The sequence below is a fragment of the Lysobacter sp. ESA13C genome, assembly GCF_019970005.1.
Taxonomy (GTDB): domain Bacteria; phylum Pseudomonadota; class Gammaproteobacteria; order Xanthomonadales; family Xanthomonadaceae; genus Lysobacter; species Lysobacter antibioticus_B.
This window is the reverse complement of sequence record NZ_JAHXYK010000002.1, coordinates 461,484-474,101: the sequence shown is the minus strand read 5'-3', so window position 1 is coordinate 474,101 and position 12,618 is coordinate 461,484. Positions and strand designations below refer to the sequence as shown.

Below are 12,618 nucleotides of genomic sequence, written 5' to 3'. Positions count from 1 at the left end.
CTTTCATCGTGAACTCTGTCTCTCTAGTGCTGGCGGCTTGGACAGGCGCGGTGCTCGGTGGTTCGGCGCTGGCCGCCTTGCCCATCCCGAATCCCGGCTCCCTGATCGCCGCGTTCAAATCCGGGCCTCATGGTGCCATCGAACGCGGATCGCGCGCAGGGGCTGAGACCGCCACGGCCAGCCTGAGTTCACGGCGGCCGCGGGCGTCCAGGCGGTCCGGCCACCACAGCAGGCGCCGCCCCTGCCCGTCCGGGCCGGTGAAATCGAGCCGGGCCAGCCAGCCGCGCCACTGCAGGCGCAGCTCGGTGATCGGCAATTCGTCGAGGCTGGCGCGCTCGCCCGCGATGACCAGACGCTGTGGCGGCCGGCGCAGTTCGCGCCGCGCCGAATACAGCGCCCAGGCCAGGGCCAGCACCGCCAGCGGCCCGGCCACGGCACGCGGGCATTCGCTGAACCACAGCGACAACGCCGCCGCCAGCCCCAGAACGATCAGCGCCGCCGCGAGCAGACGCGACGGCCGCCACTCAAGGCGGCAAGGCCCGGATCGATTGGACGAGACGGTCGAGTTCGGCATCGCTGGCGGCCTCGTGGCCCATGAACCAGTGCCAGAGCTTATCGTCCTCGGTTTCCAGCAAACGTAGGAAAACCCCGCGCTCGGCGTCGGAAGCCTGCTTCCAGACACGGTCGAGATAACGCCCGAACAACTGGTCCAGTTCGCGCATGCCGCGCCGGCAACGCCAGCGCAAGCGACGCAATTCGATCTCGTCGCGCTCCTCGCGGCTGATTTCGGCTTCGCTCATCTCGTCGCTTCCTCGCATCGAACGCTCAGGGCGCCGCCTGGGTCGGTTTCAGCACATCGCACAGGCCGCCCGGATGACTTCCGCAATAGGCGTCGAAGTCCTTCGCCAACGTCGGATCCTGCTCGAGCGCGAGCTTGGCCGAGGCGGCGAAATCGGCATCGCCGCTGTCGCCGGCCATGATCTCGCCGAGCTTGTTCTCGATCGAGCTTTCGGCGAAGGCGCTATGCGCCTGCAGCTGCGCTTCGCCGCCGCGCTCGCGGATGCAGTCGAGCGTGGTCGGCGTGCCGAGCGTGTCGCGCACGCAAGCCAGTTCGGTCTGTCCGGCCGCGCCGCGGAAGTACGCCAGGGCCTCGTCGATTTCGGCCTGAGTCGCGCTCTGCGCCAGACGCTTGGAGGCGCCGTCGAGGAAAGGCCCGGCCGGCATGCTGTCGAACAAGCGCTTCATGACCCCGTTGTGCTCGTCGGAAAGCGCCTCGCTGCCGGGTATGGCCTGGCTGAACACCAGGCTCAAACCCTGCTTGAGGATCTCGGCGTAACGCATCGTCTCCAGCAACTGGCGGGCATCGGCGACACGGGCGCCGCCCTGCGCAGCATCGGCGGCCTTGGCCGTATCGGCGAAAGCCGGTGCGACGCAGAACGCAGCGGCGATCAACGCAGCCAAGGTGCGATGGGCGAAACGCGAAGCGGTGACGCGGGAAAAACTGTTCATGAGCTCAGCAGTCCGATTGCGAGATGGATCCACAACGCCCACAGCGCGAGCGCGCCGGCGGCGTAGACGAAAAAACGGTGCATGACCCGGTTATAGCTGCAGTGGATCGCGCTGTGGGCGATGCGCAGCGCGACGAACAACCAGGCCAAGACGAGAGTCGCGCCATCGGCCAATCCGGCCAGTGCAGCCACGACCACCGCCAGATAGAACAGTACCGGCAGTTCGAACAGATTGCGGAAATTGTCGGCCGCGGCGCTGTCGGTGAGCCGGGCGACGGCCTGCGCCGAGGTCGCGACCGCTTGCGGGTGGATGCGCTCGCGGCGCATCTGCCCGATCCGCACCGCGTACATGCGCAGCCACACCGCGCAGGTCAACGCGACCATCGCCACCGCGGGCAGGAAAATCGCCTTCGACTGCATCGCTCACCCCTGGCGCGGCGCGGATACGCCGCCTGCGACTGGCTGGACGGCACGACGGCGCCCGAGGCGCCGTCGTGGGTTGGAACCGGGCGGTACCGCGTCGGACGTCAGACGCGACGCGCCAGCATCAGCTTCTTGATCTCGCCGATCGCCTGCGCCGGGTTCAGCCCCTTCGGGCAGGTGCGGGCGCAGTTCATGATGGTGTGGCAGCGATAGAGCTTGAACGGATCTTCCAGATCGTCCAGGCGCGCACCGGTGTCCTCGTCGCGCGAATCGATGATCCAGCGATAGGCCTGCAGCAGGATCGCCGGGCCGAGGTAGCGGTCGCCGTTCCACCAATAGCTCGGGCAGCTGGTCGAGCAGCACGCGCACAGGATGCACTCGTACAGGCCGTCGAGCTTCTTGCGGTCTTCCGGCGACTGCAGACGCTCGCGGTCCGACGGGGTCGCGCTCTGGGTGCGCAGCCACGGGCGGATCGAGGCGTACTGGGCGTAGAAGTGGGTCAGGTCCGGCACCAGGTCCTTGACCACCGACATGTGCGGCAGCGGGTAGATCGGCACCTCGGGCTTGTCGCAATCGGTGATCGCGCGGGTGCAGGCCAGGGTGTTGGTGCCGTCGATGTTCATCGCGCACGAACCGCAGATGCCTTCGCGACAGGAGCGGCGGAAGGTCAGGGTCGGGTCGATCTCGTTCTTGATCTTGATCAGCGCGTCGAGAACCATCGGGCCGCAGGTCGCAAGGTCCACTTCATAAGTGTCCACGCGCGGGTTGAGGCCGTCGTCGGGGTTCCAGCGATAGACCTTGAAGGTACGCGGCTGCTTGGCGCCCTGCGTCGGCCAGTGACGGCCCTTCTGGATCTGGGAGTTCTTGGGTAGAGCGAATTCGGCCATGCTGGCGATCTCTCGGCTTGCGGCAGTACTGCGGTGGGTTGCGTGAATGGCGCGCAGCGGAACTGCGCGCCGTAGCGCCGATCAGTACTTGCGTTCCTTGGGCGGGACGTAGGCGACGTCGTCGGTCAAGGTGTAGTTGTGCACCGGACGGTAGTCGATGCTCGTCGTACCCTTCTCGTCGACCCAGCACAGCGTGTGCTTCTGCCACTGCTCATCGTTGCGCGTGGCGAAGTCCTCGCGGGCGTGGGCGCCGCGCGACTCGGTGCGGTTCTCGGCCGAGACGATGGTGGCCAAGGCCTGGCCGAGCAGGTTCGACAGCTCGTAGGTCTCGATCAGGTCCGAGTTCCAGATCAGCGAACGGTCGCTGACCTTGACGTCGGCGAACGAAGCGTGGATCTCGCGCATCTTGCGCACGCCGTCGGCGAGGGTCTCGCCGGTGCGGAACACCGCCGCGTCGGCCTGCATGGTGCGCTGCATCTTGTCGCGGATGACCGCGGTCGGCGTGCTGCCGGTGGCGTTGCGCAGCTTGTCCAGGCGCGCCAGCGCTTCGTCGCAGGCGTCGCCGGCCAGGCGGGCGTGGGCGCCGCCGGGCGTGACCGTCTCGGCGCAGCGGTTGGCCACCGCGCGGCCGAACACCACCAGGTCGAGCAGCGAGTTCGAGCCCAGGCGGTTGGCGCCGTGCACCGACACGCAGGCCGCTTCGCCGATCGCATACAGGCCCGGCACGACCGCATCGGGGTCGCCGTTCTTCAACTGCACGACTTCGCCGTGGTAGTTGGTCGGGATGCCGCCCATGTTGTAGTGCACGGTCGGGATGACCGGGATCGGCTCCTTCTCGACGTCGACGTTGGCGAAGATGCGCGCCGATTCGGCGATGCCGGGGAGTTTTTCGTGGATGACTTCGGGGCCGAGGTGGGTCAGGTCGAGCAGGATGTGATCCTTGTGCTCGCCGACGCCGCGGCCTTCGCGGATCTCGATGGTCATCGAACGACTGACCATGTCGCGCGGCGCCAGGTCCTTCACGCTCGGCGCGTAGCGCTCCATGAAGCGCTCGCCGTTGGCGTTGCGCAGGATGCCGCCCTCGCCTCGCACGCCCTCGGTGATCAGGCAGCCGGCGCCGTAGATGCCGGTCGGGTGGAACTGGACGAATTCCATGTCCTGTAGGCCGAGGCCGGCGCGCAAGGCCATGCCGCCGCCGTCGCCGGTGCAGGTGTGGGCCGAGGTCGCCGAGAAATAGGCGCGGCCGTAGCCGCCGGTGGCCAGCACCGTGCCCTGGGCGCGGAACAGGTGCAGCGTGCCTTCGGCCATGTCGAGCGCGAGCACGCCGCGGCAGGCGCCGGTCTCGTCCATGATCAGGTCGAGGGCGAAGTATTCGATGAAGAACTGCGCGTCGTGCGCCAGCGACTGCTGGTACAGGGTGTGCAGAATGGCGTGGCCGGTGCGGTCGGCGGCGGCGCAGGTGCGCTGCGCCGGCGGGCCTTCGCCGTACTTGGTGGTCATACCGCCGAACGGGCGCTGGTAGATCTTGCCTTCGTCGGTGCGCGAGAACGGCACGCCCTGGTGCTCGAGCTCGATGATGGCCGGGATGGCCTCCTTGCACATGTACTCGATCGCGTCCTGGTCGCCCAGCCAGTCCGAACCCTTCACGGTGTCGAAGAAGTGGTAGCGCCAATCGTCCTCGCCCATGTTGCCGAGCGCGGCCGAGATGCCGCCCTGGGCGGCGACGGTATGCGAGCGGGTCGGGAACACCTTGGTGATGCAGGCGGTCTTCAGGCCCTTCTGGGCGAGACCGAAGGTGGCGCGCAGACCGGCGCCGCCGGCGCCGACCACGACCATGTCGAACTTGTGTTCTTGAATCTTGTAGGCAGAGGCCACGACTCAGGCTCCCAACGCGATGCGGATGATGGCGAGCACGCTGGCGAGAGCCGCGAGTACGCAAACGAAAACGACCGCGAGCTGCGAGGCGATCGCCAGCCCCGGGGTGTGGACGTAGTCCTCGATGACGACCTGCAGGCCGAGCTTGGCGTGCCAGAACATCGCCACGACGAACGCGCTCAGCAGCACGGCGTTGCAGGGATGGGCGACCGAGGCGCGCACCGAGGCGTAATCGCCGCCGATCCACGACACGATCAGGCCCAGCACGTACAGGGTCAGGACGATCAGGGCGACCGCGGTGACGCGCTGGACCACGAAGTGGTGGGTGCCGTCCTTCGCCGAGCCCAGGCCGCGCGCGGTCTTGAGCGGGTTGCGCAAATGCTTGTTGTTCGCGCTCATGCGCCACCTCGCGACATCATGGCGACGATCCAGATCAGGGCGGTCAGCACCAGGCTGCCGATGACGCTGATCCAGCCGTTGCGCACGAAGGTATCGACCTTGTAGGCGTAGCCCGCGTCCTGGACCAGATGGCGGATGCCGTTGATCAGGTGGTAGGCGAAGGCCCAGGTCCAGCCGAACAGGATCAGGAAACCGAGCGGCGAGCGGGCGCAGGCGGTGAACTGGGCCCAGGCTTCGGGACCGGCCGCGAGCGATACCAGCGCCCAGGCGATCAGCAAAGCGCCGACGGAAAGGATGACACCGGTGGCCCGGTGCAGGATCGAGGTCACCATCTGTATCTGCCAGCGGTAAACCTGCAGATGCGGTGACAGGGGTCGTTCGCGGTTCGCCATGCGATGGCAATCTCAGCTGGGCGGCGGCGCCGCGTGGCGGGGGGAGCGTGGGAGCGCTGTGTGGGGGGCGTGAGGGGCTAGCGGTCGGACGTCGGATCAGAAATCGATGCAGCGGCCGTTCTTTTCCCAGTCGCCGTAACGGGTCGGTTCGGGACCCTCGCGACCACCGTGCTCTTTGCGAGCGTCCTTGGCGGAAGACGAATCGCCTCCCGTCTCGGGTACGGGAGTCGCCGGGGTCTCGGACGCAAGGTCCGAAGGTGCTTCCGGGGTGGTTTCGCCTATCATCACAGCGTTAAATATTAATTCCCGGCCCCCATGCCTGACAACCCGCACCCCTTGCACGGACAGGCGTTTGCCCTGCCCGGCCAACGCCTCATAACCCTCGAAGGCCGCGACGCAGCAGCCTTTGCGCAGTCTCAGTTCATGAACGACGTGAAGACGCTCGCCGATCGACATTGGCACTGGAGCGGCTGGCTGACGCCCAAAGGGCGCCTGATTGCGCTATTCGCCCTGCTCCGCCTGTCCGACCAACGCGTCTGGCTGCTGGTCCCCGACGCCGACGCCGCGGCCATCGCCGAGGCGTTGAAACGCTTCGTCTTCCGCAGCAAGGTGGTCATCGCCCTGCGCGAGGACCTGAGCGCCGAAGGGCGCTGGGCCGAGCCGGCGCAGGCGCGCGGCGGCGCCCTCGGCGGCGACGAAGAGACAGGCCTGGAGCTGGACTTCAGCGGCGACGGCGGTGCGCGCAGCCTGCGCATCGTCGCGGACGCGAGTGCGCCGGAGGACCCGGCAGCGACCGCGCAGTGGGCGCTGGCCGATCTGCGCCACGGCCTGCCGCGGCTGCCGGCGTCGCAGGCCGAACAATGGACCCCGCAACAGCTGTCGCTGGAGCGCCTGCGCGCTTTCAGCGTCAAGAAAGGCTGCTATCCGGGCCAGGAGATCGTCGCCCGCACCCATTTCCTCGGCAAGGCCAAGCGCGGCGTGGTGGCGTTCGCCGCTGCCGCACCGATCGAGGCCGGAACGGAAGTGCGTGGCGAAAGCGCAGCACTGGGCACCGTGGTCGCCGCGGCGAGCGATGGTGGGACCCATCTCGCCCTGGCGGTGCTGCCGCTGGAGCGCCCCGAACAGGCGCTGAGCATCGGCGGCCACGGGGTCGAGGAAGTGCCGCTGCTGGAAGGTTTCGCGCGCTGAGGTTGCGCCTCCAGGAGTAGGAGCGGCGCAAGCCGCGACCACGGGACGCGCAGAAAACTCCGGTCCCGCGTCATCGACCGAAGCGGTCAAACATCCACCGCATGGGCCGTTCGCAGTGAACCCCGACAGACGCTGCGCCTTGTAGAAGCGCGGTCGCGGCTTGCGCCGCTCCTACCCCTTGCCTGCGTTGCCCTGGGTAGGAGCGGCGCAAGCCGCGACCGCGCGCCCACCAGACAGCAACGCCGCGACCCGAAACTCCGCGGTCGCGGCTCGCGCCGCTTCTACAAGGGGTTGCACTGCGAAGGCCGGCACGGCGCCGCGGCCTGACACCCTGCGGTCGCGGCTTGCGCCGCTCCTACCCTTGGCGGCGCGGGTCGACCATGCCGCCTACAAACCGCCCTCGCCGGTCGTCGACATCCAGACCGAGCGCCCGACTTCGTTGCGCTCGGTTTTCCAATGCGCCTGCCAGGCCTGGAACATCAACACGTTCCACAGGTGCGTATGCCAGCGGCGCTCGCCGGCCAGGAACTGTCGCCACAGGCCGCCGATCAACTCGGCGTCGAAATACCCCTCCTGCGCCAGGCGCGACGGGTCGAGCAACGCCGCTGCCCACTCGCGCAGGTCGCCGCGCAGCCATTGCGTCACCGGCGCGCCGAAACCGCGCTTGCCGCGATCGACCATGGCGTCGGGCAGGTAGCGCTTGAGCACACGCTTGAGCAGGTACTTGCTGCCGCTGTCGCCGCGCTTGAATTGCAGCGGCAACGACCAGGCGAATTCGGCGACGTGGGTGTCGAGCAAGGGCGCACGCGCCTCCAGCCCGACCGCCATGCTGGCGCGGTCGACCTTGCACAGCAGGTCGTCGGGCAGGTACACGCTGTAGTCGGCCAGCATCATCGCGTCGGCGGGCGTGCCCAGCCCGCCCAGCGGTTCGGCGAGGTCGTACATGGTCGCCGGCAGTTTCGATCCGGGCACGGCGGCCTGGGGGAAACGCCAGCGCACGATGCGATTGCGATAGACATCGCCGATGCCCTGCGCGCCCATCTCGGCGGCGAACGCAGCGAAACCGCCGGCGCGCGAGGCTTCGCCGTGACCGCTCGCGGATTTCGCCAGCCAGCGCCGCAGCGGCGCCGGCACGTGCCGCTGCAGACGCAGGTTGCGCAAGGCGCGCTCGTAGCGCGTATAGCCGAAGAACAACTCATCGCCGCCGTCGCCCGACAGCGCCACCGTGACCTGGCTGCGCGCCAAGGCGCAAACCAGCGCGGTCGGCACCTGCGAGGCGTCGGCGAAGGGTTCGTCGAACATCGCCGACAGCCGCGGCACCACCGCCAAGGCATCGGCGCCGCTGACGTAGAGCTCGGTGTGGGCGGTGCCGAGATGGCGCGCGACTTCGAGCGCGAGCGGCGCCTCGTCGTGGTGCGAACCCTCGAAACCGATGGTGAAGCTCTTGACCGGCTTCGCGCTCAAGGCCTGCATCAACGAAGTCACCACCGACGAATCGGTGCCGCCGGAAAGAAACACACCGACCGGCACGTCGGCGACCATGCGCAGGCCGACCGCGTCGCGCAGCAGGTCGTCGAGCCGGTCTTCAGCGGCGTCGATGTCGCCGTCGAACGGGTGCCGGATCGCCGCGGCCATACGCTCGCGCGCATGCCAGTAACGGCGCTGATCGCGCCCCGGGTCGTGCGCGGCGGCGCCGCGCGCGACCGCAGCGGCGTCGAAACGCAGCAAGGTGCCCGGCATCAGCTTGAAGGTGTCGGTATGGATCGCGTACGGCGCCGGCACGTAGTCGTAACGCAGCAACAGGGCCAGCGCATTGCGGTCGACGCCGTTGTCGAACTGCGGATGCCGCCACAGCGCCTTGAGTTCGGAACCGAACACCAGGGTGTCGCCGGCCCAGCCGTAGTACAGCGGCTTCTTGCCGACCCGGTCGCGGGCCAGCCACAACGTCTGTTCGTGGCGGTCCCACAGGGCGATGGCGAACATGCCGCTGCAACGCGCCACCGCGTTCTCGACGCCCCACTCCACCACCGCGGCCAGCAGCACCTCGGTGTCGGAGTGGCCGCGGAAGGCGTGGCCCAGTTCGAGCAGTTCTTCGCGCAAGGCGGCGAAGTTGTAGACCTCGCCGTTGTAGGCGATCACGTAGCGGCCGTCGGCCGAGGCCATCGGCTGATGGCCCAGCGGCGACAGGTCGAGAATGCTCAGGCGCCGATGCGCCAGGGCAATGCCGTGTTGCGCATCGGCCCAGACGCCGTCGTCGTCGGGGCCGCGGTGACGCAGGGCGTCGCCCATCGCGCCGGCCAGTTCGAGCAGATGCTCGTGGCCGATATCGGTGCGCGGACACAGCAGGCCGGCCAGTCCGCACATGAGGGTCAGCCCTTGGCCAGCACGTCGGCGGCGCGGACGATGTCGTCCTCGCCGGGGATCACCAGGAAGGCCGCGCCGGCCAGCGGCGTGTAGGTGTCGACGCCGACCACGCGCTGCAGCGGCACGCCGCCGAAACCGGCCTCGGTCAATGCCGTGATCACGCCCTCGCCGACGCCGGCGCTGCGCCGGCCTTCGTCGACCACGATGATGCGCTTGGCGCCGCGCGCCTGTTCGGCGATGTAGGCATCGTTGAGCGGCACCAACCAGCGCAGGTCGATCACGCGCGCCTTCCAACCGTGCTGCTTCTCGATCTCGCGCACTGCGCGCAGGCTCATCGGCACGCCGTTGCCGTAGGAGAACACGACCAGGTCGTCGCCCTCTCCATAGCTGCGGCCTTCGCCGAGCGTCATCGCCTCGTCGGGCTTCGGATAAGAAGTCAGCCAGGCGCCGTCGCCGGCTTCGTACAAATCCTTGGTCATGTACAGCGCGATCGGTTCCAGGAATACCGAAACGCGGCCGTCGACCTTGGCGAGCGCGGTCAGGGTGCGCAGCATGGTCGCGGCGTCGTCGCCGCGCGAGGCGCAACCGACCACCAGACCGGGGATGTCGCGCAAGGCGGTGATCGAGTTGTCGTTATGGAAATGCCCGCCGAAACCGCGCTGGTAGCCCAGGCCGGCGATGCGCACCACCATCGGGTTGCGGTACTGGTTGTTGCTGAAGAACTGCAGCGACGCCGCCTCGCCGCGGATCTGGTCGCAGGCGTTGTGGAAGTACGCCAGGTACTGGATCTCCGGGATCGGCATCAGGCCGACATTGGCGAAGCCCTGGGCCATGCCGAGAATCATGGTCTCGTCGAGCAAGGTGTTGAACACGCGACGCGGGCCGAAGGCTTTCTGCAGGCCCTTGGTGACCGTGTAGACGCCGCCCTTCTGCGCCACGTCTTCGCCGAACAGCAGCGTTTCCGGGTACTTGGCGAACAGATCGTGCAGCGCGTTGTTGATCTGGATCGCCAGATGCCGCGGCGGCTGTTGCTCGGGCAGTTTGGCCTCGCTGCCGAACACCTGCAGACGGCGTTCGGCGAAATCGGCGCGCTTGGCTTCCTGCTGCACCGCTTCGGGCGAATACGGCGCCAGCGGCGCGATCACCTCGTCGAGGCGGTCGAGCTTCGGCCGGCGATCGGCCTCTTCGGCGGCCGCAAAGCATTGCTTGCGCGTGGCCTCGTACAGGTCGATCACGTCCTGCTTCGACATCAGCCCCGATTCGAGCGCGATCGCCGCCGAACGCAGCAGCGGGTCGCTGGCTTCGACCGCGCACAGTTCCTCGAAAGAACGCCATTCGATCTCGAAGTCGGTGCCGGCGTGGCCCATGATGCGGGTCGTGCGCAGGTGCAGGAAGGTCGGACGGCGGCTGCGGCGGCAATGCTCGACCGCGCGCTGCACGTCGGCGTAACCGCTGGCCAGGTCGAGGCCGTCGGCGGCGAAATAATCCAGGCCGTCCATGTTGCGGAAACGGTTGGCGATCCAGCCGCCCGGGGTCTTGACCGAGATGCCGATGCCGTTGTCTTCGCAGACGAACAACACCGGTGCCGGCAGTTTTTGATACGCGGTCCAGGCGGCGGCGTTGAACGCGGTCTGGGCGGTGGCGTGGTTGGCCGAGGCGTCGCCGAACGAACAGATGGCGATGCTGTCGTCGGGGATCGGCAGAGCGTGGCCGAGGCGGCGACCGGTTTCGATGGCGACCGCAGTGCCGAGCGCCTTAGGCAGGTGCGAGGCGATCGTCGAGGTCTGCGGCAGCACCCACAAGGGCTTGCTGCCCCACACTTTATGGCGGCCGCCCGAAGCCGGGTCGTCCTTGCTGGCGGCGAAACTCAGCGCCGAATCCATCACCGGGTCCATACCGGGCAATTTGCGGAAGCGCTCGGCCATGAAGCCGCCGCTGCGGTAGTGCAGGAAGGCCGGATCGGTGTGGCGGGTCAAGCGCGCGACCATCGCGTTGCCTTCGTGGCCGCTGGAACCGATGGTGTAGAAGACCTTGTTCTGCACGCGCAGCACGCGCGCCATCAGGTCGAGGTGGCGGCTGATCAGCTGCGACTCGAACAGTTCGCGGAAACCGCGCGCGTCGAGCGCGCTGCCCTGCAGGATCGCCTCGTCCGGCGCAGGCCGCGCATCGGCGCGGCCGTTCCACTGATTGACGAACTCGACGAAATTGACGTCGCAGATCTCGGCCCGGTTGAGGCCTTTCATGCGCGCCGGGATCGGGCTCGGCACCGCGTTGAAGTTCGGCACGTTGTTGAAGATCGAAGACTGCAGTTGCGCTGACATCGAACACTCCGCCGCCCGTCGCCGGGCCGGCTCATCAAGGAAGAATTAGACGGAACCCGTCACGGCGTCTGCGCGATGCGCTGCGCCGCTTGCGGGTCGGGATCGGGCAAGGCGACGAAGCCCGGCGTCGCCCGCACCCGCGCGCGCCAGGCGTCGATCGCCGGATACGGCGCCAACGCGATGCCGCCGTGGCCGGCGACGTCGGTGTAGGCGAACAGGGCGATGTCGGCGATGCCGTAGGCCTCGCCGCTGAACCAATCGTGGGACTGCAGATGCCGCTCCATCACCGCCAGCGCGCGATGGCCGCGTTCGCGCAGCGACGGCAGCTCGGCGCGGCGCGGCGAATCCAGCGGCGTCCAGCCGGCGATGAAACGGGCCACGGCGACATAGGGCTCGTGGCTGTACTGTTCGAAGTTCATCCAGCTCAAGGCCTGCGCGCGCTGCCAGCGGTCGCTCGGCAAGAACGCGCTGCCGTCGGCGAGGTAGTACAGGATGGCGTTGGATTCGCTGAGGGTGCGGCCGTCGTCCAGCTCGATGACCGGCACCTTGGCATTGGGATTGAGGGCGAGAAATTCCGGCGTATGCGTTTCGCCGCGGCTGCTGTCGACCTCGACCCAGACGTAGGGTTCGCCGAGTTGTTCGAGCAACAGGCGCAGCTTGTGGCAATTGCCCGAGGGCGAGAAGCCGTAGACGGTGATCACGCGCCCGCTCCCCGCTTGCGCCGCGCCTGCCATTCCTCGCGGGTCTGGCCCCAGACCTCCACTTCGATGTCGGCCGGCGCCGGCAAACGGTCCTGGCGCATATAGCGCGAACCGAGTTTGGCCGCTACGCCTTTCGACGGCAGATTGTCCGCATCGATGGTGTGGATCACTTCGCTCCAGCCCAGGTGTTCGAAGGCCCAGTCGGTCGCCGCGGCCGCACCCTCGGTGCCATAGCCCTTGCCGCCTTCGCTTTCGACGATGCCCCAACCCACCTCGGTGCCGGGCCAACCATCCGGCTGCCAGGGACCGAGACGGCCGATCCAGCGGCCGGAGGTTTTTTCGTAGACCGAGAAGAACCCATAGCCGTATGCGGCCCAGGAGCCGATCACCGACATCAGGCCGCGCCAGGCCACCGAGCGCGGCTGCGGCCCGCCGATGTAGCGCAGGTAATCGCCGGCATCCATGAAGGCGGCCCAATCGTCGAAGTCGTCCAGGCGCGGCGGGCGCAGGATCAGGCGCGGCGTTTCCAGTCTAATGTCGGGAATCGTCATCACGGCTCG

Annotated in this window: 14 protein-coding genes; 1 reads left to right on the top strand and 13 read right to left on the bottom strand. The window is 68.0% G+C overall.

From position 1 onward, the window contains the following. Positions 1 to 127: 127 nt before the first annotated feature. The 9 genes from LC490_RS05115 to LC490_RS05075 all read right to left on the bottom strand — a co-directional run bounded on the left by LC490_RS05115 (position 128) and on the right by LC490_RS05075 (position 5,769). Positions 128 to 574 carry a hypothetical protein gene (locus tag LC490_RS05115; protein WP_031371453.1) on the bottom strand — a complete coding sequence of 149 codons (447 nt, stop codon included), beginning with the start codon at positions 572 to 574 and terminating at the stop codon, positions 128 to 130. After that, a complete protein-coding gene (locus LC490_RS05110) occupies positions 525 to 800 on the bottom strand; it encodes a succinate dehydrogenase assembly factor 2 (protein WP_031371454.1) in 276 nt (91 codons plus the stop codon). Before LC490_RS05110 ends, LC490_RS05115 begins: the two co-directional genes overlap by 50 nt. A gap of 25 nt (positions 801 to 825) precedes the next feature. After that, the gene (locus LC490_RS05105) at positions 826 to 1,509 is read right to left on the bottom strand and encodes a hypothetical protein (protein ID WP_223619493.1); all 684 of its coding nucleotides are present in this window, start codon (positions 1,507 to 1,509) and stop codon (positions 826 to 828) included. Further along, positions 1,506 to 1,928, bottom strand: a complete 423-nt coding sequence (locus tag LC490_RS05100; RefSeq protein WP_031371456.1) for an MAPEG family protein — start codon at positions 1,926 to 1,928, stop codon at positions 1,506 to 1,508. The genes LC490_RS05105 and LC490_RS05100 overlap by 4 nt, the downstream gene beginning before the upstream one ends. Before the next feature lie 107 nt (positions 1,929 to 2,035). Then, positions 2,036 to 2,818 (bottom strand): succinate dehydrogenase iron-sulfur subunit, encoded by a 783-nt coding sequence (locus LC490_RS05095; protein WP_031371457.1) that lies wholly within the window; start codon positions 2,816 to 2,818, stop codon positions 2,036 to 2,038. Positions 2,819 to 2,899: 81 nt separating this feature from the next. Further along, a complete protein-coding gene (sdhA, locus tag LC490_RS05090) occupies positions 2,900 to 4,654 on the bottom strand; it encodes a succinate dehydrogenase flavoprotein subunit (RefSeq protein ID WP_051884726.1) in 1,755 nt (584 codons plus the stop codon). Positions 4,655 to 4,696: 42 nt separating this feature from the next. Then, the gene (gene sdhD / locus LC490_RS05085; protein ID WP_031371459.1) at positions 4,697 to 5,092 is read right to left on the bottom strand and encodes a succinate dehydrogenase, hydrophobic membrane anchor protein; all 396 of its coding nucleotides are present in this window, start codon (positions 5,090 to 5,092) and stop codon (positions 4,697 to 4,699) included. Then, the gene (gene sdhC, locus LC490_RS05080) at positions 5,089 to 5,484 is read right to left on the bottom strand and encodes a succinate dehydrogenase, cytochrome b556 subunit (protein ID WP_031371460.1); all 396 of its coding nucleotides are present in this window, start codon (positions 5,482 to 5,484) and stop codon (positions 5,089 to 5,091) included. Before sdhC ends, sdhD begins: the two co-directional genes overlap by 4 nt. Positions 5,485 to 5,580: 96 nt before the next feature. Continuing rightward, positions 5,581 to 5,769, bottom strand: a complete 189-nt coding sequence (locus LC490_RS05075) for a succinate dehydrogenase assembly factor 4 (protein ID WP_081930722.1) — start codon at positions 5,767 to 5,769, stop codon at positions 5,581 to 5,583. Positions 5,770 to 5,907: 138 nt separating this feature from the next. On the opposite strand from LC490_RS05075, the gene LC490_RS05070 reads away from it, so the two are divergent. Next, on the top strand, positions 5,908 to 6,672 hold the full coding sequence (locus LC490_RS05070) for a folate-binding protein (protein ID WP_223619492.1): 765 nt from the start codon (positions 5,908 to 5,910) through the stop codon (positions 6,670 to 6,672). Positions 6,673 to 7,059: 387 nt separating this feature from the next. On the opposite strand, the gene asnB is transcribed toward LC490_RS05070, so the two are convergent. Genes asnB through LC490_RS05050 form a run of 4 tightly spaced genes read right to left on the bottom strand, consistent with a single transcriptional unit; the run spans position 7,060 to position 12,609 of the window. After that, the gene (asnB, locus tag LC490_RS05065) at positions 7,060 to 9,036 is read right to left on the bottom strand and encodes an asparagine synthase (glutamine-hydrolyzing) (RefSeq protein ID WP_223619491.1); all 1,977 of its coding nucleotides are present in this window, start codon (positions 9,034 to 9,036) and stop codon (positions 7,060 to 7,062) included. Between the two features lie 5 nt (positions 9,037 to 9,041). Next, positions 9,042 to 11,357, bottom strand: a complete 2,316-nt coding sequence (locus tag LC490_RS05060) for a thiamine pyrophosphate-dependent enzyme (protein ID WP_223619490.1) — start codon at positions 11,355 to 11,357, stop codon at positions 9,042 to 9,044. A gap of 59 nt (positions 11,358 to 11,416) precedes the next feature. Then, positions 11,417 to 12,091, bottom strand: coding sequence for a glutathione S-transferase family protein (locus LC490_RS05055; RefSeq protein ID WP_223619489.1), 675 nt, complete (start codon positions 12,089 to 12,091; stop codon positions 11,417 to 11,419). Next, positions 12,055 to 12,609 carry a GNAT family N-acetyltransferase gene (locus tag LC490_RS05050; RefSeq protein ID WP_223619488.1) on the bottom strand — a complete coding sequence of 185 codons (555 nt, stop codon included), beginning with the start codon at positions 12,607 to 12,609 and terminating at the stop codon, positions 12,055 to 12,057. Before LC490_RS05050 ends, LC490_RS05055 begins: the two co-directional genes overlap by 37 nt. Between the last annotated feature and the right edge of the window lie 9 nt (positions 12,610 to 12,618).